We start from the raw sequence: 17587 nt of genomic DNA, 5'->3' as shown, positions 1-17587 counted from the left end.
CACTCCACACGGGACGGGACAGTTTTCATGAAAACCTCACCCCCGTGAGGAACCGAGACCCCGAGGGAACCTTCGTCACCTGAGGAGGGGGAAGTTTTCATGAAAACTTCGTCTCCCCCGGTGTGGGGAGGTTTTCATGAGAACTGTCCCTCCCCAAAAAGGCCCCGAGACGACGAGGAGCCCCCGGCTTCAAGCCGGGGGCTCCTCGGGGGCGTGCGGGTGGGTTACTGGCCGCAGGCCTTGAGGACGAGTTCGCGGACCCGCTTGGCGTCGGCCTGGCCCTTGGTGGCCTTCATGACCGAGCCGACCACCGCACCGGCAGCTTGTACCTTGCCGCCGCGGATCTTCTCCGCGATGTCCGGCTGCGCCGCCAGCGCCTCGTCGATCGCCTTCTGCAGCGCCGAGTCGTCCGAGACGACCTCCAGACCGCGGGCGGCGACGACCTCGTCCGGCTCGCCCTCGCCGTCGAGGACGCCGTCGACGACCTGGCGGGCCAGCTTGTTGGTCAGCTTGCCCTCGCCGACCAGCGCCGCGACCCGGGCCACCTGCTTCGGCGTGATCGCCAGGTCGGCGAGCTCGACGCCGCGGGTGTTGGCCTGCTGCGACAGGTACGCCACCCACCAGGAGCGGGCGTCGCCCGGCGCGGCACCGGCCTCGACGGTCTCGGCGATGAGCTCCAGCGCTCCGGCGTTGACCAGGTCGCGCAGCTCCTCGTCGGACAGGCCCCACTCCTCCTGGGCGCGCTTGCGGCGCTCCCACGGCAGCTCGGGCAGCGTCTTGGAGAGCTCGTCGACCCACTCGCGCGACGGCGCGATCGGAACCAGGTCCGGCTCCGGGAAGTACCGGTAGTCCTCCGAGGTCTCCTTCGGCCGACCGGCCGAGGTGGACCCGCTGGACTCGTCGAAGTGCCGCGTCTCCTGCAGGATCGACCCGCCGGAGGTCAGCACCGCCGCGTGCCGCTGCATCTCGTAGCGCACCGCGCGCTCGACGCTGCGCAGCGAGTTGACGTTCTTGGTCTCGGTGCGCGTGCCGAACTCGGTGGTGCCCTTGGGCATCAGCGAGACGTTCGCGTCGCAGCGCAGCGAGCCCTGGTCCATGCGCACGTCGGAGACGTTCAGCGCCCGCAGCAGGTCGCGCAGCGCGGCCACGTAGGCGCGGGCGACCTCGGGGGCGCGCTCACCGGCACCGGTGATCGGCTTGGTGACGATCTCGATCAGCGGCACGCCGGCCCGGTTGTAGTCCAGCAGCGAGTAGTCGGCGCCGTGGATGCGACCGGTGGCACCGCCCATGTGCAGCGACTTGCCGGTGTCCTCCTCCATGTGCGCCCGCTCGATGTCGACGCGGAAGGTCTCGCCGTCGTCGAGCACCACGTCGAGGTGACCGTCGAAGACGATCGGCTCGTCGTACTGCGAGGTCTGGAAGTTCTTCGGCATGTCCGGGTAGAAGTAGTTCTTCCGGGCGAACCGGCACCACTCCGCGACCTGGCAGTTCAGCGCCAGGCCGATCCGGATCGCGGCCTCGACGGCCTTGCCGTTGACCGCGGGCAGCGCACCCGGCAGGCCCAGGCACACCGGGCAGACCTGGGTGTTGGGCTCGGCGCCGAACGCGTTGGCGCAGCCGCAGAACATCTTGGTCTTGGTGGAGAGCTCGACGTGGACCTCGAGGCCCAGCACCGGGTCGAACCGGGCCAGGACCTCGTCGTAGTCCATGATCTCGGCGACGGCGGTCACTCCTCGTCACTCCCCTTGCGCAGCGCGCGCACCGCCAGAGCGGTACCCGTGATCAGACCGAGCGCCGTGATGATGACGTCGGCCAGTTCGAGCTTGTCGTTGTTCTCGCGGGCCGCCTTGTAGCTGGCCTTCAGCCCGAAGGCCGCCGAGACCACGGAAGCGAGCTGGAACGCGGCCTTCAACTTCGGGTTCACCTTGCGACCTCCTGCATCGGTGGCGTGGGAGCGACTCATACCGCCGCCTCCAGCTTCGGGACACGGTTGATCAGCGGACCGCCCTGCTCGGCGTCGCGGGCGACCTCGTAGGCCGCGCCGACCCGGTAGAGCCGGTCGTCGGCCATCGCCGGGGCCATGATCTGCAGGCCCACCGGCAGACCGTCCTCATCGGACAGACCGCAGGGCAGGCTCATGGCGGCGTTGCCCGCCAGGTTCGACGGGATCGTGCACAGGTCGGCGAGGTACATCGCCATCGGGTCGTCGACCCGCTCGCCGATCTTGAACGCGGTGGTCGGGGTGGTCGGCGAGACCAGCACGTCGACCTGCTCGAACGCGGCGGTGAAGTCGCGGGTGATCAGCGTCCGCACCTTCTGCGCCTGGCCGTAGTAGGCGTCGTAGTAGCCCGAGGACAGCGCGTAGGTGCCGAGCATGATGCGGCGCTTGACCTCGGGGCCGAAGCCGGCCTCGCGGGTCATCGACATGACCTGCTCGGCGCTGTGCTCGCCGTCGTCGCCGACGCGCAGGCCGTAGCGCATCGAGTCGAAGCGTGCCAGGTTCGACGAGCACTCGCTCGGCGCGATCAGGTAGTAGGCGCCCAGCGCGTAGTCGAAGTGCGGGCAGGAGACCTCGACGACCTCGGCGCCCAGCTTCGACAGCTGCGCGACGGCGGCGTCGAACGCCCGCTGCACGCCCGGCTGGTAGCCGTCGCCGGAGAACTCGCGGACCACGCCGACCTTCACGCCGGTCAGGTCACCGCTGGCGCCCTGCTTGGCGGCCTCGACGACCTGCGGCACCGGCTGGTCGATGGAGGTGGAGTCCATCGGGTCGTGCCCGGCGATGACCTCGTGCAGCAGCGCCGCGTCCAGCACCGTCCGCGCGCACGGGCCCGGCTGGTCCAGCGACGACGAGAACGCCACCAGGCCGTAGCGGGACACCCCGCCGTAGGTGGGCTTGACGCCCACGGTGCCGGTCACCGCGCCCGGCTGGCGGATGGAGCCGCCGGTGTCGGTGCCGATGGCCAGGGGTGCCTCGAACGCGGCCAGCGCCGCCGAGGAACCGCCGCCCGAACCGCCCGGGATGCGGTCGGTGTCCCACGGGTTGCGGGTCGGGCCGTAGGCGGAGTTCTCGGTGGACGAGCCCATCGCGAACTCGTCCATGTTGGTCTTGCCCAGCACGACCACACCGGCCTCGCGCAGCTTGCGCGTCACCGTCGAGTCGTACGGCGCCATCCAGCCCTCGAGCATCTTGGAGCCGACGGTGGTGGGCATGTCGGTGGTGGTCAGCACGTCCTTGAGCGCCAGCGGCACGCCGGCCAGCGGCGAGGCCGCCTTGCCCGCGGCCCGGTCCTCGTCGGCCTGGCGGGCGGCGGCGAGCGCGCCCTCGGCGTCGACGTGCAGGAACGCGTGGACCAGCGGGTCCACGGCGGCGATGCGGTCCAGGTGCGCCTGCGTCACCTCGACCGACGTGACCTCCCCTGCCGCCAGCTTGGCGGCCAGCTCGGACGCGGTCAGCCCGGTCAGGCTCATCAGGCCTCCTCAGTCAGGATGCGGGGAACGCGGAAGCGGTCCTCTTCGGCCGCGGGCGCCGCGGCGAGCGCCTGCTCGCGCGTCAGCCCGGGGCGGACCTCGTCCTCGCGGAAAACGTTGGTCACCGGCACGGCGTGCGACGTCGGTGGGATGTCGTCCGCAGCGACCTGCCCCACCTTCGCCACCGCGTCGAGGATCTGGTCGAGCTGGCCTGCGAAGGTGTCGAGCTCGGCCTCGGTGACGGCCAGCCGTGCCAGGCCGGCGAGGTGTGCGACCTCGTCGCGGGAGATCTTGGACACTGCGAAGGCTCCCTGGTCATGTCCGGTTTACGAGTACGTCCCAGTCTATGGCGGCCACGCTGCCAGACCGGGCAGGGGTCGTGCCTGGCGAGGCGCGCCCGGGAACTTTCCGGAATCCCCTGGTCGTTCTACACAGCGGACGGCTGTAGCAAGATGACTACGCGGCGTCTGACACAATTTCTCCGCGGTTGTCCTCGCACGAGCTGCCGCGCAAGCGGACGAGCACGCGAAGGAAACGCGCGGCCGGCGAGGTGTCGCGCACGAAACTGGAGGCGTTGAGTCCGGTGTCCTTCCTCATCCGGGTGCAGATACCGGACCGACCCGGCAATCTCGGGTCGGTGGCGAGCGCGCTCGGCGAGATCGGTGCCGACATCCTCAGCGTCGACGTGGTCGAACGCATCGGCGGCACGGCCATCGACGACCTCGTGGTGGAGCTGCCCTCGGGGCGCCCGCCGGACGTGCTGATCACCGCCGCGGAATCCATCGACGGTGTCGAGGTCGACGCCGTCCGCCCCTACGCGGGCGTGCTGGACACGCACCGCGAGCTGGAGCTCGTCGAGGAGATCGCCGCCGAGCCCGGCCGCGGCCTGCAGATCTTCGCCGAAGGCGTCCCGAAGATCATCCGATCGGGTTGGGCGATCGTGTTCGGGCACCGCTCCGGCGGCGCCGAGCAGCTCGCCGCGAGCACCTCCGCGCCGCAGGAGGGCTACCTCGAACTCCCGTGGCTGCCGCTGCCGCGCGCCACGATCCTCGACGGCGACGAGACCTGGGTGCCCGAGACCTGGCAGGAGCTGGGCACGGAGCTCGCCGCCACCCCCATCGGCAAGCCCGATCGCGTGCTGCTCGCCGGACGTCCCGGCGGCCCCATGTTCCGCGCAGCGGAACTCGCGCGCCTCGCCCACCTCGCGGGCATCGTCTCGGTCGTCCTCGACGGCTGACCCATTCGGCTGGTCACTTCCAGCGCGTTCCTCACCAGGGGACAGTTTTAGTGAGAACTGTCCGGGCAAAACGGACATTGATCATGGGTGATTCGAGGAAAAACTGTCCCCTGGCAACGATCACCACCACCGCACCCACCCCGAAGAACCATGCGACGCACCACGTGGACACCCCGCTGCGGGAGGCCGCGCGGCAGCTGTGAGGGGTAGCAGGGGTCAGAGGTCGAGGCTGTGGCCGAGGAGGCGGACGCCCTCGGTGGGGCTCCAGTCGCGCTCGGGCATCCGCTGGAACCCCATCCGCTCGTAGAGCCGACGCGGCCGGTGCGCGGTCTCCGACACGCACAGCACGACACGCCCGACCTCCTCGGCCCGTGCCCGGTCCAGGACCGCCTCGACGAGCTCCCGGCCCACACCCCGGCAGCCGGAGGACGGATCGACCGCGAGCATCCGGAACTCCATCTCCCCGGGCAACGCGATCTCCGAGTACGAATCACCTGGACGGATCACGGTCACCGTGCCCACCGGACGGCCCTCGTCGAGAGCGACCAGCAGTTCGGCGTTGGCTGCGCGGTCGGCGGCGTCGCGCAGCACCGGCAGGTAGTAGTCGGGCGCGTTGCCCGCGTCCGCGTAGGCCTTGGCCGAGATCTCCCCGATCGTCTCGTACTCCGCCGGCAGGGCGGCTCGAATCGTTGCCATGGCACCGATCCTGCCACCCCGCACAGCGGTGTCCTCACTCCTCCGGCGGCAGCGCCCGCTCGGTGGCGGCCTCCGGGCCCTGCTGCAGCAGCACGGTGAACCCGTCCTCGTCGAGCACCGGCACCTTCAGCTGCATCGCCTTGTCGTACTTCGACCCCGGCGAGTCGCCGACCACGACGAACGCGGTCTTCTTCGACACCGAACCGGCCGCCCGGCCACCGCGAGCCATGATCGACTCCTTGGCCTCGTCCCGCGAGTACTGCTGCAGCGTGCCGGTGACCACGATCGACATGCCCTCCAGAGTCCGGGGGATCGACTCGTCGCGCTCGTCGGCCATCCGCACCCCGGCCTCGCGCCACTTGCGCACGATCTCGCGGTGCCACTCCACGGCGAACCACTCGCGCACGGCGGTGGCGATCGTCGGACCGACCCCGTCGGTGTTGGCGATCTCCTCCTCGGTGGCTTCCTCGATGCGCTCCAGCGTCACGAACTCCCGCGCCAGCGCCTGCGCCGCCGTCGGCCCGACGTGCCGGATCGACAGCCCCACCAGCACCCGCCACAGGGGCTTCTGCTTGGCCTCCTCCAGGTTCGCCAGCAGCTTCGCGCCGTTGGCCGAGAGGTTGCCCTCCTTGGTGGTGTAGAGCGGGGTCTTGAGCAGCTTCGCCTCGTCGAGGTCGAACAGGTCGCCCTCGTCGCCGAGCACACCGGCGCTCAGCAGCGCCGAGGCGCCCTCGTAGCCGAGCGCGTCGATGTCGAGGACCTTGCGGCTGGCCAGGTAGAACAGCCGTTCCCGCTGCTGACCGGGGCAGCCCTGGGAGTTCGGGCAGCGCAGGTCGACGTCGCCCTCCTTCTGCTGCGCCAGCCGGGCCCCGCACTCGGGGCAGGCCTCGGGCATGACGAACTCGCGCTCGTCGCCGGTGCGCACGTCGGCGACCGGGCCCAGCACCTCGGGGATGACGTCGCCGGCCTTGCGGATGACGACGCGGTCGCCGATGAGCACGCCCTTGCGCCGCACCTCGTCGGCGTTGTGCAGGGTCGCCATCGACACCGTCGACCCGGCGACCTTGACCGGCGCCATCACCGCGTACGGCGTGACCCGGCCGGTGCGGCCGACGTTGACCTCGATGTTGAGCAGCTTCGTGGTGGCCTGCTCCGGTGGGTACTTGTAGGCGATGGCCCAGCGCGGCGCGCGGGAGGTGGCGCCGAGCCTGCGCTGCAGCGGCACCTCGTCGACCTTGATGACGATGCCGTCGATCTCGTGCTCGGCGGAGTCGCGGTTCTTGCCCCAGTGCTGGATGTGGCCGATCAGTTCATCCACAGTGGACAGCACGACGGTGTGCCCGGACACCGGCAGCCCCCACGCCTTCAGCGCCGCGTAGGACTCCGACTGCCGCTCCGGCTCGAAACCCTCGCGCCTGCCCAGTCCGTGGCAGATCAGCCGCAGCGGGCGGGACCGGCTCACCCGCGGGTCCTTCTGCCGCAGCGACCCGGCCGCGGCGTTGCGCGGGTTGGCGAAGGGCTCCTTGCCCGCGTCGACCAGCTTGGCGTTGAGCTCGGCGAACTCGTCGACCCGGAAGAAGATCTCGCCGCGCACCTCCACCAGCTCCGGCACCGGGTACTCGTCGGTGCCGGACAGCTGCTCCGGCACGTCGCCCATGGTGCGCACGTTGAGCGTGACGTCCTCACCGGTGCGGCCGTCACCGCGGGTCAGCGCCCGCTCCAGGTGCCCGTCGCGGTAGAGCAGGTTGACCGCCAGGCCGTCGATCTTGAGCTCGCACAGGTAGTGCGCGTCGCCGCCGACCTCGCGCTCCACCCGCTCGACCCACGCCCGCAGCTCCTCGGAGTCGAAGGCGTTGTCCAGGCTGAGCATCCGCTCCAGGTGCGCCACCGGGGTGAACGCGGTGGAGAAGGTGCCTCCGACGACCTGCGTGGGCGAGTCGTGCGCCTGCAGCGCCGGGTGCTCGGCCTCCATCCGCTGCAGCCGCGTGAACAGCTCGTCGAACTCGCCGTCGGAGATCGTCGGCGAGTCCAGCACGTAGTAGCGGAACTGGTGGCCGCGAACCTCCTCGGCCAGTTCCGCGTACTGTTCGCGCACGTCGGGCGGCACGTCCTCGACGCCTTCGGCCGCACCGTGGGCGGCGGGGTCGGCGGGCACGCCCTCGGCGTCCTCGCTGGGATTGAGCTCGTCAACGTCCTTGCTGGTCACGCCCCGAGACTAGCGACCGGCACCGACACGAGCACGCAGCGGCTCAGCGCGCGTTGCGGTCCAGCTCGCGCACCAGCTCGCGCAGTTCGAGCAGGCCGATGGACCCTTCCGGCTCGGCCTCGGCGGTTTCGACCCGCCCCAGCCGGTCGGCGGCCAGCCGCTCACCGAGCGTGGCGTCCAGCGGCAGGAACGTCAGGGCCCGCCGCGCGTTCTCGTCGAGCGCGCCGAAGCCCGGGTGGTAGACGGCGACGTCGACCAGGCCCTCGGCCTCGTCGACCTGCGCGACCACCCGCACCTGCTCCAGCGGGTACTTCTCGCCGCGCAGGTTGACGGTGACCTGCGTCGGGTCCGGCACGGCCGGGACCGAGTCGTGGTACTCCCACAGCGTGTCGGCGGCGGGCGCGGCCGACATCCACGCATCGGTGTAGGGACGCAGCCCGGGATCGGCCTGGCTGCTGATGACGAGCGCGAACGCGGCCTTCTCGCCGTGCTCGATGCTGAAGGTCAGGTCCGGGTGGACGCCGGCGACCGCGTCGGCGACGAGGTTCTCGATGCGCTGGGGTTCGCTGTCGCCGAGCGCCGAGGCGATCTCGGGCAGGTTGTCGTCCCACCACGACCAGAACGCCGCCGCCCGCTCCGCCGCTTCGGCGGCCACGTCGGTCTCGGCCGCCCCTCCCTCGGCCGCCCCTCCCTCGGCCGCCCCTCCCTCGACCGACGAGGCGGGGGCTTCGGCATCACGGCGGCGCAGGAACCTGAACATGCGCACCATTGTGCCGTTCGACCGAGCTCAGCGTGGCGGGACGAGAGAACTCACGGCAGCTCGTCGCGCACGAGGGCGGTGATGGCCCCCGGCTCGACCCCGCGCACCGACGTCACGCCGGTGAGCACGCCGGACAGTGCGTGGCGGGAGTCCTCGTGCATGATCTGCCGGATGACCTGCATGGCGTGCAGCCGGTTGCGGCTGACGAGAGCGGCCGCTCCCAGATCCCGCTCCACACCAGTTCGCGCAGGGTCTGGTCGACTTCCGCGCACGGCGGCCGGTTCCCGGCGAGGATGTGCTGCACGACCGGGAGGTCGAGGCAGTCGGCGGTGGTGGCGACGTAGCGCGCCAGCGACCGCAGCACCCGTCGCTGGTCCCGCTCGCCGGCCGCGCGCAGCGCGGTCAGCATCTCCGCCGGGTAGCCGTCGAGGTCGCCCAGCGGTTGCGACACCAGGTCGTCGGGCCAGGGCGCGACCGGGTAGGTGCAGAGCTCTCCGGTCAGCCACTCCTCGCTGGGGACCTCACCGGTGATCCGCCCGGCCAGCGCCAGCATCAGCTGCACCGGGGCCCCGTCCGACCAGGGGAGGTGTTCGCGGTGCTCCTCCAGCCCGTCGGGTTCGGCGCCCTCCCGGTACTCGGGGAGCACGGCCTCGAAGGACGTCTGGATGACGCCGTCGACGGCGTGCACGAACCGCGTGCGCACGTCCTCGTCCCAGTAGCAGGAGACCGCTTCGGGACGCGCGACGCGCCGCAGCACTTCGGGCCGGACGCCCTGCCCTCCGCTGTCCTCGACCACCAGGGTCCACTCCCCGACCGTCCGCAGCGCGATCATCGGGTGCTTCTCCTGGTAGGCGAAGGCCTCTTCGCAGAACTCGTCGATGTCCAGTGACCGGCCGTACGACGTGACCGCACCGAACGACGCGGCCACCCGCCCCAGGTCGCTGTCGCGGACCAGGGTCAGGCACGCCGCGTCCTGGATCGTGCTCCGCCCGATCCAGGCGACGCGGTCAAGCTCGCTGACGCAATGACTCCCCACAGGGCTCTTCCTACCAGCGCAAAGGTCAGACCACGGGCATTTCCGCAAAACGTTCGGACAACGAGCCCACATCAACCGGTCCAAACGGACGTGCCGAACATCGCTCCACAGTGGACTTCGGTTCTCCGGGAACCCCTGTTCGCCCAGCGATTCCCCGCCAGCACCGAGTGAGACCGGAGATCAGGATTCGGCTTCGTCGGCGAAGAGCTTGGCGAGGTCGTTGGTCAGGGAGATCGCACGGCGGGCCCAGGCCGGGGACGCCCCTGCGAGACCGCAGGTGGGGGTGGGGACGGCTCGTTCGGCGAGGGTCTTCTTGCCGAAGCCGAGGCGCGTCGCGAGGTCGAACGCCGGTTGCGCGATGTCGCGCAGCTCCGCCTGTCCCGCCGGGTCGACGCTGGGGACGAGGCCGAGGAACAGCGTCGTGCCCTCCTCCCACGCCTCGCCGAGCTCGTCGGCGAAGCGGCCCGTGACCTCGCCCAGACCGGAGGCGTCCAGCGAGATCGCACCGGCCCCGGCCCGGCGCAGCAGCTCCACCGGCGGGCGCTTGGCGCAGCAGTGCACGACGACGGGTTCCCCCGTCGCCGACCCGATCTCGTCGATCACCTCGCCGAGCAGCCGCTGCACGTCCGGCTCCGGCACGGCCGCGACGTTGCCGTACCCGGACGGCGTGGGCAGCGCGCCCTTGAGCACGGCGGGCAGCGACGGCTCGTCCAGCTGCACCAGCACACGCGAACCGGTGCGCGCGGCGACCTGCCCGACGTGCCCGAGGAGACCTTCGGTGAGCGACTCGGTGAAGTCCCGCAGCGCGCCGTGATCGGTGAGCACCCGATGTCCGCGCGCCAGCTCGATCCCGGCCGCCAGCGTCCACGGCCCGGCGGCCTGCACCTTCACGACCTCCGGCGCACCGGCCTCGGTGACGGCCTGCTCCAACGCGTCGAGGTCCCAGCGCAGCAGGTCCACGGCCCGCCGGTGATCCATCCCGGGCGAGCTCGCCACGCGATACCCCGACGGCACGACCTCGACCGCCAGGTCGACCAGCAGCCCCGCCGTCCGTCCGAGGATGTCGGCCCCGACCCCGCGCGCGGGCAGCTCGGGCACCGGCATCAGCTCCGGCAGTTCCCCGACCGCGGTCCGCGCCGCCTCCACCGGATCGGTCCCGGGAAGCGACCCGACGGCGGTGGCCACACCCGGACCCCAAGCAGCATCAGTCACGAGTCCCATTATCGACCGCCGCACCTCGCCGCCCCGCCCGGGTGATCCCGGTGGTTCACGCCAGTTCGTCGCGGAGGACTCGTTTGAGGAGTTTTCCGGAGCTGTTGCGGGGGAGGTCGTCGACGAAGCGGATCTGCTTGGGGATCTTGAACCCGGCCAGCGCGTTTCGGGCGTGGTCGAGGAGTTCCTGCTCGGTGATCTCGGCCTTGGTGACGACGACGGCCGCGATCCGCTCGATCCACTTCGGGTCCGGGACCGCGATGACGGCGACCTCCGCGACCGCCGGGTGCGTGTAGAGGGCGTCCTCGACCTCGCGGGAGGCGACCAGCACGCCCCCGGTGTTGATCACGTCCTTGATCCGGTCGACGACGAAGCAGTACCCGGCTTCGTCGCGTCGCACCAGGTCACCGGAGTGGAACCAGCCGCCGCGGAAGACCTCCTCGGTCTCCTCCGGCTTGTCCCAGTACCCCGTGCACAGCTGCGGCGAGCGGTAGACGATCTCGCCGAGCTCGCCCGGCGCGACCTCCTCGCCCTGGTCGTCGACGACCTTGGCCTCCACGAACAGCACCGGCCGACCGGCCGAGTCCGGCCGCTCGTCGTGCTCCTCCGGTCGCAGCACGGTCGCCAGCGGCGCGATCTCGGACTGCCCGAAGCAGTTGTAGAAGCCCAGTTCCGGGAGCTGCTCGCGGAGTCGCCGCAGCACGGGACCGGGCATGATCGACGCCCCGTAGTAGGCCTTGCGCAGGGACTTGAGGTCGCGGGTCGCGAACTCCGCGTGGTTGGCAAGCGCCACCCACACCGTCGGCGCCGCGAAGAAGGACGTCACCTCCTCGCTCTCGACGCGGCGCAGGATGTCGGCCGGATCGGGCACCTCGACGAGGAGGTTGCGCGCCCCGATCATCAGGTGCGGCAGCAGGAACACGTGCATCTGCGCCGAGTGGTACAGCGGCATCACGTGCAGCGGCAGGTCGCCCTCGTCGAAGTCCAGCGCGTGCAGGCAGGAGACGTACTCGTGCAGCAGCGCCCGGTGCGTCATCATCGCGCCCTTCGGCAGCGACGTCGTGCCCGAGGTGTAGAGCAGCTGCACCAGATCGTCATCGGCGACCTCGACGTCGATGGCAGGAACGTTCCCCTCAACGCTGCGCGACAGCAAGGATCCCTTCGCGTCGCGCAGCGGGATGACCTGCTGCAGGGAACTTTCCTCCCGCACCTCGTCGACGTTGCCGGCCAACGCGGGATCGACCAGTGCGAGGGAACTTCCCGACTGCGCGAGGAGATAGGAGAGTTCCCCTCCGGTCAGGTTGTAGTTGATCGGCACGTGCACCAAGCCCGCCCTGGCGCAGGCCAGGAAACCGATCAGGTAGGCGTCGGAGTTCTTGCCGTAGGCGGCGATCCGATCACCCTTGACCGCCCCGGCTTCCAGCAGGAACCCGGCGGCCCGGCTGACCGCGGCGTCGAGCTCGGCGTAGCTCCAGACCCGCTCGTGGCCACCGGAATCGACGAACCGCAGCGCCTCCCGATCACCCACGCGCGCGGCGCTCCGCCGCACCACGTCCGCGACCGCGCTCCCCCGAAGCTCCACCATCAGTCCTCCCACGCCATCGTGTGAGGCCAGACACTAACCCGGCAAACCGGAGAAGACTAGGCCGGACAGATCAATCAGAGACGGGCCGCACGCGACACGAAATGCGCCACATTTCCAGCTTCCACCGGAGTCGAGGACCACCCGCATCAGCCCTTTGACCGAAGCCCGACCAACCGTTGCGCCGCGGAGGATCGAATCCTCTTTGTTCGCCCTTCCTCGGAGAGCCGCTCCAGCACGTCAATCAGATCGCACTCAGCCGCAATCCGCTTCTGCAGCCAGTCGGTTCCTGCCAGCGCCTCGTCGATCGCACCCGACTCACCACCCAGAACACGCCTGTAAAGGAACCATTCTTCGGACCGTTTTCTCGCGAAATCGAACTTCGCGATGAAGCCGCTGTACTCCGAAACCCAATCCTCAAATTCGCCAGACGAGAGGCAGGCCCGAGCAACGGCGTCGACAACATCGGTCGCCGCCGCTCCCGCCATCACGGGATCGGGGTCCGTGGAGATCGATTCGACGAGAAGCAGGAGCTCTCCCCGCCCATCCCAGGCGTCGACGATCTGCTTGTACAGCTGATAACGAAGATGCCCATCGTCCTCGACCCGACCAGGGTCGGTCTCGTCGCCAACGCTGGAAAGCAGCCCTCGAAGCACCTCGTGGAACTCGTCACCCATGACATCAATCCTCATGTTGGCGCATGTACTCACGAATGGTATCTCGGATCAGCTTGCGATTCGCATCCACAACTTCCTGCTGCCTCCGCGACAACTCGGGATCCCCCTTGAGCGGATAACCGTTCTGGCCGATTCGCGTCTCCGATCCACCGCCCTTGACATGCGCATGCGGCGGAGCGTGATCATTCGAGTAGATCTGAATCCGAACCCCTCGCTCATTTACCAAGGTCCCGACGACACTGCGCTTACCCTCTTCGTTCCCACCGTTCGGGCAGGTCTCAGACTTGAGCCCCAGGGGATCAAGCCAGCTCAGCGGGTTCGGAACGTACCGGTGTGGGTTAAATCCCCCGGCGAGCCCTAACGGATCATTGCTGCCGTAGGAGCCGGTTCCCGGGTCGTAATGCCTGTGGAAGTTGTAGTTGAACCCCGTCTCGGGGTCGGCGTACTGGCCCGGGAACCGCAAGGGTGTGTACGCCCCGGTGCGGCTTTGGTCTGTGGTGATGCCCCAGAGGGTGGTTCTGTGGAACCAGGCGATTCCGCCTTGGTCGTTGATCAGTTCCGTTGGGGTGCCGACGAGGTCGGTGACGATGGAGTAGAACTGCTCGTCGACCCACTGCTGGGGTGCGTTGCGGAGTTGGGAGCGTTCGGCCTGGATGAGTGGGCGGAAGGTTCCCGGCTCGTAGTCCCAGACCGTGACGCGGCGGTCGCCGAGCTGCGGCCCGTTGAGCACGCCGTCGGTGTGGGCCTGCTCGGCCAGGACCGTGCCGTCCCAGGTGAACTCGATCTGCTCGGCCACGCCCGTCCCGTCGGGGGTGAGGCGTTGCTTGGCGACGCGGCGGCCGAGCGGGTCGTAGCGGTAGCGCCAGCGGGTGCCGTCGGGGGTGAGGACTTCGACCAGGCGGTCGTCGGAGTCCCAGAAGTAGCGCCAGGTCTCGGGTTTCCGGGAGAGGCGTTTGCGCTGGCGGAGCACGACGCGGCCTTGGGCGTCGTGCTCGTAGCGGACGTTGCCGGCCCGCCGGATGAGGGTGCCGCTGTACTCGCGGTCGCCGATCTCCTCGGAGTCGGGCGAGGGCCACGAGGCGTGCGCGAGGTTTCCGGCCGCGTCATAGGCGTAGCGCTCGGTCCAGCCGCTGCCGGTGACCGCGGTGACGCGGCCGGCCCGGTCGAGTTCGAAGGTGCGGGGTCCGGTGAGCTGGTCGTCGAGGCCGGTGAGGTTGCCGTCGGCGCGGTAGGTGTAGCCGCGCTGCTGGAGCTGCCGACCGGCTGCGCCGGTGATGGTTTGCGAGCGCAGCTGGTGGTTGGTGTCCCAGGCCTGGGCGAGGACGGCTTGCGGGCCGAGTTGGCGCTGGACCTCGTTGCCTGCGCTGTCGTAGCCGAACCGCAGCGTGCGCCCGGCGGTGTGCAGCGCGGTGGGACGGCTGTTCCCGTCGTACTCCCACGCGCTCTCCGCGCCCGAGGGCGTGCGGCGGCGGGCCCGCCGTCCGAGCACGTCGTAGGTGGAGGCGATGGTGCGGCCGTTGATGGTTTCGGCGAGCACCCGCCCTGCCGGGTCGCGGTGGAAGGTGACCTGCGTGTCACCGTCCATCGCTTCGGTGAGCCGTCCGAGCGGGTCGAACGTGAAGGTCGAGATCGTGTCACCGCTGCGGCGTTCGATGACGTTGCCGAGGGCATCGCGGGCGAAGAAGGTCACTTCTCCCGCACCGTTCGTGCGCGTGATCAGCTGGCCGGCGGCGTCGTGCCGGTAGGAGACGACGCGACCGTTGAAGTCGGTTTCGCGCACGAGGTTGCCGACCGGGTCGTAGTCGTAGCGCCACACGGCGCCGAGCTCGTTGGTGACGCTGACCAGGCGGAGTTCGGTGTCGTAGCCGAACTGCAAGCGCGTCCCGTCGGGGCGGGTCTCCGCCGAGGGCAGGTCGAAGTGGGTGACGTCGGTGCGCGTTTCCTGCCCGAGCGCGTCGACGTGGCTGCGAAGGTTCCCTTCACCGTCGTAGATCCACCGCTCGGTGGCCCCGTCGGGAAGGGTTCGCCACGCGGGTTTACCGTCGACGGTCCATCCGAACTGGGTGATGCCGCCCAGCGGGTCGGTCATCTCCGAGACGCGGCCGAACGCGTCTCGGGTGAAAAGCGTCCTCGCTCCGAGCGGGTCGGTCAGCGCGATGGGAAGTCCCGCCGCATCGGTCTCGACGTGCTGAACGTGTCCCATCGCGTCGGTGATGCGCGAAAGGTGCCCTTGCTCGTCGTAGGCGTAGCCGGTGACGGCCCCGGTCGGGTCGATCGACTTGGTGACGTTGCCGTGCTGGTCGTACTCGCGGCGTGACACGGAGCCGTCCGGCGCGACGATCGTGATGGGAAGCCGCAGCGCGTTGTACTCGAAGCGGGCCTGGGTGCCGTCGGGCCGGGTGACCGCGACGAGGTTTCCCTCGTCGTCGTGGTCGTAGCGGACGGTGCGGCCGAGCGGGTCGGTGCGGGAGAGCAGCCGGTCGAATTCGTCCCACTCCGACAGCGTTTCTCCGCCGAGGGAGTCGATCTCGCGGATCGTCTGACCGGCCTCGTTGAGGTGGTAGGTGGTGCTGGCGCCTTGGGAGTTGGTCCAGGTGGTGATCCGGTTCTCGACGTCGTAGGTCATGGTGCCGCTGAGGAATCCACCGGATCCCTCACCTGCGATGACACGGCCTTCGGCGTTGTAGCTGAAGCGGTACCACTTGTCGTTGCGGTCGGTCCAGCCGGTGATGCGCCCGTGGCTGTCGTAGTCGAACCGCAGCGGCAGGCCGGAGGCGTTGACGACCTCGGTGAGCCTGCGGTCCTCGTAGACGTAGCGCATGAGGGGAACGTCGTTGCCGGTGTCGGCGCCGCGCAGGTGCAGGGCGGTGACCAGACCGTCCTCGGAGTCGATGCGGATGCGGTAGCCGCCGGAGTGCCGCACTTCGACGGGTGTTCCGGTCTCGTCGTGGTCGAAGTCGATGCGATCGCCGTTGCGGGCCACGATCGCGGTCAGGGGAGCGTTCGTGTCACCGGTGGTGAAGTGCAGTGTCCGGCCGGTGTCGAACTCGGTGATCGTGAAGTTCCCTTCCCCACCACGGGTGAGCTCGTGAAGGGAACCGGCGAACCGCGCCGTGGCACCGACGGCCGGTGTGGGAGCCACCAGCAGCTTGCCGTCCTCGGCCGCGAAGGACACCCCTGAGCTGGTGAACTCCAGCCGCTGGTCCAGCGTCGACGTCCAGAACTCGCCGAATCGCTGCCCCACCCGGTACGAGGACAGGTGGGTGCGCTTGAGCACGAGCGGGAGCACGCCCTGCAGCTCGACGTCGGTCTGCTGCAGGATCATCTCGCCGCTGGCGATGTCGATCGGATCGCCTTCGGTGTTGCGCTTGTTGGCGTCCGTCGTCGGGTTCTGCGGGTCCGAGCTCCGGTCGTTGAGGTCCGCGTCGCCGGGTTTCGAGTTCGGCGAGGTTCCTGCCGGATCGGTCCGCGACGGCGGCGGGCTCGCACCAGCCGGGGCCGTCGAGTTCCCGTTGCCGCCCGCACGCCCGCCCTGCGCGAACTGGTGGGTGGCGTCCTGCGCGCTGGAGACGCTCTTGCTCGCGTCGACGTTGCCGACCTTCTGCGACGGCCTGCTGGACGAACCTCCCCCGGCGTCCCCGTCCGGCTTCGACGTCGTACCCCCGGTGCCCTTGGTCTTGGCCACGGATTCCCCTTATCCGTTGAGCAGCTTGGTGAGGTTGGTGAGGCTGGTGATCAGGCCGGTGATGTAGGTGAAGATGCGCCCGACCCACTTGAGCACCGCGGAGACGATCTGGGCGGCGATCACCGGGATCGTCACCACGAAGATCGCTTCCACCGCCCACACGACCACCCGCGCCACCAGGTCGGCGATGAGATCGCGCACGAGCTCGCGGGTCTGCTGCACCAGTCCACCGGCGCCTTCGGTGGCCGAGGCCATCGCGGCCGAGATCGCCGCGAGGCCACCGATGGCCTGCACGTTGTTGCCCATCATCTGCTGGTAGGCGTCGGCGGCGACGCCCTTCCACTCGCCGAGGTCGCTTTCCAGGCTGGACTTGAGCTCTTCGGCCATCGCACCGAGTTCGGTGGCCATGTTGTTCCAGGTCGCCGCGTGGGAGCGGACGACATCGGGCATGCCAGTGAGCTCGTCGAGCATCTCGCGCAGCGGCTCGAAGTACTCCATCGCCCAGCCGATCCCGTTGGACAGCAGCGCGCTGAACGGGTCCAGCACGGCGGAGGCGACTTCCAGCCCGGTGCCGAGACCGGCCAGCGCGGCGTCCACCCAGTCCTCGCTCTGGATGGAGGTGACGAGGCCTTCGACGCTCTCGGCCATGCTCGATCCGGTCCAGGCCTTGCGGGTCGATTCGACCGGTGCGACCAGCGAGTCCCCGCTCACGGCATCCCTCCACCGGACGTTTTGATCTGCGCCGCGTGGTCCTCGTCCATCGCCTGGTAGTCGTCGGCGGCGGCGCGGAGGGATTCGGCGGCCAGCGACAGGTTCTCGGCCACGTACGAGATGAGCTCGTCCTGCCGGGCGTGACGGCTCTCCAGGATTCCCGAGATCCACCCGCACAACAGCCCGTAGGCCTGGTCGTCCTGGGTGATGTGCGCGCTCGCGGACTTCACCGCGTCGAAGCGGGCCTGGATCTGCTCGACCTTGGCGGCGTGAGCACGGATCTGCTCGGCGTTGACGGTGTATCCGTCGCCCAC

Annotated in this window: 15 protein-coding genes; 1 reads left to right on the top strand and 14 read right to left on the bottom strand. The window is 69.7% G+C overall.

The genetic code is table 11. The annotated features are described in order from the left end of the window. Positions 1-224 precede the first annotated feature (224 nt). Genes gatB through gatC form a run of 4 tightly spaced genes read right to left on the bottom strand, consistent with a single transcriptional unit; the run spans position 225 to position 3770 of the window. Positions 225-1730, bottom strand: coding sequence for an Asp-tRNA(Asn)/Glu-tRNA(Gln) amidotransferase subunit GatB (gene gatB, locus REH65_RS22425; protein ID WP_281454971.1), 1506 nt, complete (start codon positions 1728-1730; stop codon positions 225-227). Then, positions 1727-1924 (bottom strand): hypothetical protein, encoded by a 198-nt coding sequence (locus REH65_RS22420; protein ID WP_093413503.1) that lies wholly within the window; start codon positions 1922-1924, stop codon positions 1727-1729. Before REH65_RS22420 ends, gatB begins: the two co-directional genes overlap by 4 nt. Before the next feature lie 35 nt (positions 1925-1959). Next, positions 1960-3471 (bottom strand): Asp-tRNA(Asn)/Glu-tRNA(Gln) amidotransferase subunit GatA, encoded by a 1512-nt coding sequence (gatA, locus tag REH65_RS22415; protein ID WP_093413505.1) that lies wholly within the window; start codon positions 3469-3471, stop codon positions 1960-1962. Next, the gene (gatC, locus tag REH65_RS22410; RefSeq protein ID WP_093413507.1) at positions 3471-3770 is read right to left on the bottom strand and encodes an Asp-tRNA(Asn)/Glu-tRNA(Gln) amidotransferase subunit GatC; all 300 of its coding nucleotides are present in this window, start codon (positions 3768-3770) and stop codon (positions 3471-3473) included. Before gatC ends, gatA begins: the two co-directional genes overlap by 1 nt. 284 nt (positions 3771-4054) lie before the next feature. On the opposite strand from gatC, the gene REH65_RS22405 reads away from it, so the two are divergent. Then, entirely contained in the window at positions 4055-4708 is a 654-nt protein-coding gene (locus tag REH65_RS22405; RefSeq protein WP_281455173.1) for an amino acid-binding protein, read from the top strand. A 216-nt stretch (positions 4709-4924) separates the two neighbouring features. Here REH65_RS22405 and REH65_RS22400 read toward each other — a convergent pair whose 3' ends face one another. From REH65_RS22400 to REH65_RS22355, 10 genes are all read right to left on the bottom strand, one after another. After that, positions 4925-5404, bottom strand: a complete 480-nt coding sequence (locus REH65_RS22400) for a GNAT family N-acetyltransferase (protein WP_406688969.1) — start codon at positions 5402-5404, stop codon at positions 4925-4927. 34 nt (positions 5405-5438) lie between these two features. Next, positions 5439-7610: an NAD-dependent DNA ligase LigA gene (gene ligA, locus REH65_RS22395; protein ID WP_406688968.1), complete on the bottom strand. Its 2172-nt coding sequence runs from the start codon at positions 7608-7610 to the stop codon at positions 5439-5441. A 43-nt stretch (positions 7611-7653) separates the two neighbouring features. Further along, positions 7654-8370 carry a hypothetical protein gene (locus REH65_RS22390; RefSeq protein ID WP_406688967.1) on the bottom strand — a complete coding sequence of 239 codons (717 nt, stop codon included), beginning with the start codon at positions 8368-8370 and terminating at the stop codon, positions 7654-7656. 112 nt (positions 8371-8482) lie between these two features. Continuing rightward, positions 8483-9406: a DUF6461 domain-containing protein gene (locus REH65_RS22385; protein ID WP_406688966.1), complete on the bottom strand. Its 924-nt coding sequence runs from the start codon at positions 9404-9406 to the stop codon at positions 8483-8485. A gap of 180 nt (positions 9407-9586) precedes the next feature. After that, complete coding sequence (locus REH65_RS22380; RefSeq protein WP_406688965.1) at positions 9587-10618, bottom strand: methionine synthase; 1032 nt, start codon at positions 10616-10618, stop codon at positions 9587-9589. Between the two features lie 55 nt (positions 10619-10673). Next, the gene (locus REH65_RS22375; RefSeq protein ID WP_406688964.1) at positions 10674-12203 is read right to left on the bottom strand and encodes a fatty acyl-CoA synthetase; all 1530 of its coding nucleotides are present in this window, start codon (positions 12201-12203) and stop codon (positions 10674-10676) included. Between the two features lie 146 nt (positions 12204-12349). After that, complete coding sequence (locus tag REH65_RS22370) at positions 12350-12877, bottom strand: hypothetical protein (RefSeq protein WP_406688963.1); 528 nt, start codon at positions 12875-12877, stop codon at positions 12350-12352. Positions 12878-12881: 4 nt separating this feature from the next. Then, positions 12882-16562, bottom strand: a complete 3681-nt coding sequence (locus REH65_RS22365) for an RHS repeat-associated core domain-containing protein (RefSeq protein WP_406688962.1) — start codon at positions 16560-16562, stop codon at positions 12882-12884. Positions 16563-16571: 9 nt separating this feature from the next. Continuing rightward, on the bottom strand, positions 16572-17273 hold the full coding sequence (locus REH65_RS22360) for a WXG100 family type VII secretion target (protein WP_406688961.1): 702 nt from the start codon (positions 17271-17273) through the stop codon (positions 16572-16574). Further along, a complete protein-coding gene (locus REH65_RS22355; RefSeq protein WP_406688960.1) occupies positions 17270-17587 on the bottom strand; it encodes a type VII secretion target in 318 nt (105 codons plus the stop codon). The genes REH65_RS22360 and REH65_RS22355 overlap by 4 nt, the downstream gene beginning before the upstream one ends.

The organism is Saccharopolyspora sp. ID03-671 (assembly GCF_045278815.1).
Classification (GTDB): Bacteria; Actinomycetota; Actinomycetes; order Mycobacteriales; family Pseudonocardiaceae; genus Saccharopolyspora; species Saccharopolyspora ipomoeae.
This window is presented reverse-complemented; position numbering and strand designations above follow the sequence as displayed.

Bases quoted from the DNA above. Each gene is read 5' to 3' on its own strand.
- gatA (WP_093413505.1), bottom strand. From the start codon at position 3,471: ATGAGCCTGACCGGGCTGACCGCGTCCGAGCTGGCCGCCAAGCTGGCG.
- REH65_RS22400 (WP_406688969.1), bottom strand. From the start codon at position 5,404: ATGGCAACGATTCGAGCCGCCCTGCCGGCGGAGTACGAGACGATCGGG.
- REH65_RS22390 (WP_406688967.1), bottom strand. From the start codon at position 8,370: ATGTTCAGGTTCCTGCGCCGCCGTGATGCCGAAGCCCCCGCCTCGTCG.
- REH65_RS22375 (WP_406688964.1), bottom strand. From the start codon at position 12,203: ATGGTGGAGCTTCGGGGGAGCGCGGTCGCGGACGTGGTGCGGCGGAGC.
- REH65_RS22370 (WP_406688963.1), bottom strand. From the start codon at position 12,877: ATGGGTGACGAGTTCCACGAGGTGCTTCGAGGGCTGCTTTCCAGCGTT.